Origin of the sequence: Sulfurimonas sp. (assembly GCF_027056685.1) — a bacterium.
Taxonomy (GTDB): Bacteria; Campylobacterota; Campylobacteria; order Campylobacterales; family Sulfurimonadaceae; genus Sulfurimonas.
Genome location: NZ_JALUKE010000195.1, coordinates 1 through 2356, shown reverse-complemented (window position 1 = coordinate 2356; position 2356 = coordinate 1). Strand labels below are relative to the sequence as shown.

The following is a 2356-nucleotide window of genomic DNA, read 5'->3' as shown; positions in this document are numbered from 1 at the left end:
GTCGCTCCACCTAGCTTAGATTGTACCATTGAGGAGCTGAGTGAATTTTTTCCAGCGAAATTACCTACTACCCTAAACGCAGCCAATGCTCTTCTTATCACCTCAACAAACGACCCTTATCTGACTCAGGATGAAGCACAGAATTTACAAAAAAAGCTTGCTGTAAAAATGGAAGTATTAGAAAATGCAGGACATATCAACGCTAATAGCGACTTTGGTGAGTGGAAATGGATGCTTCAGGAGTTAAAAAAAGAGCTTAACTCCTAAGCGTATGTATCCAACATAAATGGCGAAGAAGAGTTACCATCCATAATTTGTAACTCTTGAAGCTGCTGCTCACTTGAAAATATAGAAGTAGTAGAGCTATCTTGCTCTACTTTGTTTTCTTTTGGAGCAGTATTGTTTTGCGTATTCTCTTTTACAGAAGCAAGGTCTACTCTTCCTACCTGAAAAGGACTAGGATACGGTGACTGAAAAGTATATTCAACGACATTCATAACATCCTCCTTCAATCTTCTTTCAAATATTATAGCACAAAATTTGTAAAGGTTTAATAGAGACAAGAGTACAATATAAAAGCTTTTAAAGAACCTTAACTTCAAGCTAAACGCAGGAAAACATGTCAGGCTTGTCGGACACAGCGGGAGTGGAAAATCTGACTTAATTAAAAAAAAGATGAGATATTTGTAAAAATTGAGGTGAGAAATTAGGCTAAATTAGGGATGAATTGGACTAAGTTCACAGTCTCAAGGTTTTGTTAGTAGACTATATATCGATACTTTCAAAACCTTCATACCTTTGGAAAGATAATAAGTATAAACTTTTTAATATATTTTCATCAATGCCTCTTAATTCTTCAAATACTGTATTTTCCATACCATTTTGCTGAATTTCTTCTAATACATCATCCATAACTTTTGGTAAAGCTTCAACTAGTTGTTTAAATGCTTCTTTTTCTCCAGTTACAATTTCATAAAATTTATCAATTGAAACTCTTCTTATATTATTATGACTTATTGGTTCTCCATCTAACGAAATCTTCCATGGAATATTTTGACTATTTTTTGCAATTACTTCAACAAGCATACAAGTTGCTTCAGGCATATTATTTAACTTACTTGACATTCTCATGTAGGTTTTTTGTGAAGATGATGAGTTCATTGTATTGTGTTTATTTTTCATTTCAACATAAATTTTATCAATATCATTAACAATATCAAAACCTTGTTTTGGTACACTCCAGTTTGTTTGCCGTGTATTTTGATTATAAATATATTTAAAAATATTTTGCTGAAAATATCCTATATTATTACTGTTAGATTTATCCATTTGTCTTATTGATTCTGATTCAATAATTTCTTCAATCGTTTTTCCATAAACTTTTGAATCAAATGTTAATTTAATTGGATCAATTAGATTTTTATTAAACTCTTTTAAATTTCGCTCTTGTACAGACTTCTTCATGCGATAATTATCTGAAATAATAAAACCTTCTGTGACACCAAAAAGCCCATCATTCACACTAAAGTCAAAATAACGAACAGCTCCTTCTTCATAAAGCTCAATATATTGTTTAAATAGGGTAGGTACTACGGTTCCCAAATCTTTTAAATATCTTTTTAAGACAATAAACCCTTCTTTGTAAGAGAGGTGCTTAAAGAGTTTATCAAATTTTTCTTGATTCTCTTTTGACATAATATAAGGCTGTTTTGCTGTCATCATCTTCGTCTCACAAGCAAAATGATGGGTATAAAAATAGACCAGTGCTGCAACGGCTTGTTGCGGGGTATCTGCATTAATCGTTACGACACCATAGGTGTACTGAATATGAGGGTTATGGGCAAGATAAACAGTCACTGCCTGCCATAAACTATCAAAGGCACGTGAACCCCAGTACTTAGGTTGTACAAATGAACGCCCCAGTTCTACAGAGTTTCCACAGTACTCTTTAAAAAGCTCATTAAAATGACAAAGGTTAGAGGTGTATAAACCCTCTTGACCTCGGTCTTGTATAATCTGTTTACACTCACCAATCCGATAAGCACCTACTATTTCAAGATCATCATCATCCCAAAGAATAAGATGTTTATAATGGTTGTCAAAGGCATCATTATCACGTGCAGTTCCAGTTCCACCGCCAATAGCTCTAAAAGAGATCTCTCTGACTCTGCCTAACTCACTAATAAGAAAAGGAGAGTGTCTTGCATCGGCAAGGATTATTTTTTTCCCATTATTGGTATAACCGAGAAATTCTGCTTTTTCTACCTCTTCTTTTAACTGTTTTCTATTTTTTGGTTTACCAATAGTGATTTCAGTTTTTAAAACTTTTTGTCTGTCTGTACCTATACTATAAAGA

At 33.3% G+C, this 2356-nt stretch carries 3 protein-coding genes and 1 pseudogene; 2 read left to right on the top strand and 2 right to left on the bottom strand.

Features of this window, described 5'->3' with window-relative positions; translation table 11 throughout:
* Positions 1-267 (top strand): alpha/beta hydrolase (locus MVY38_RS08685; RefSeq protein WP_297485305.1); only part of this gene is annotated, 267 nt, incomplete at its 5' end.
* Here MVY38_RS08685 and MVY38_RS08680 read toward each other — a convergent pair.
* The gene (locus MVY38_RS08680; protein WP_297485303.1) at positions 264-497 is read right to left on the bottom strand and encodes a hypothetical protein; all 234 of its coding nucleotides are present in this window, start codon (positions 495-497) and stop codon (positions 264-266) included. The two genes, MVY38_RS08685 and MVY38_RS08680, sit on opposite strands and share 4 nt — an antisense overlap.
* 97 nt (positions 498-594) lie before the next feature.
* Here MVY38_RS08680 and MVY38_RS08675 point away from each other — a divergent pair.
* Positions 595-690, top strand: a pseudogene (locus tag MVY38_RS08675) (ATP-binding cassette domain-containing protein); the annotation flags it as partial.
* Between the two features lie 75 nt (positions 691-765).
* Here MVY38_RS08675 and MVY38_RS08670 read toward each other — a convergent pair.
* Positions 766-2356 (bottom strand): Eco47II family restriction endonuclease (locus MVY38_RS08670; RefSeq protein ID WP_297485301.1); only part of this gene is annotated, 1591 nt, incomplete at its 5' end.

Excerpts from the sequence above, each read along its gene's own strand:
- MVY38_RS08680 (WP_297485303.1), bottom strand. The coding sequence starts at position 497 with ATGAATGTCGTTGAATATACTTTTCAGTCACCGTATCCTAGTCCTTTT.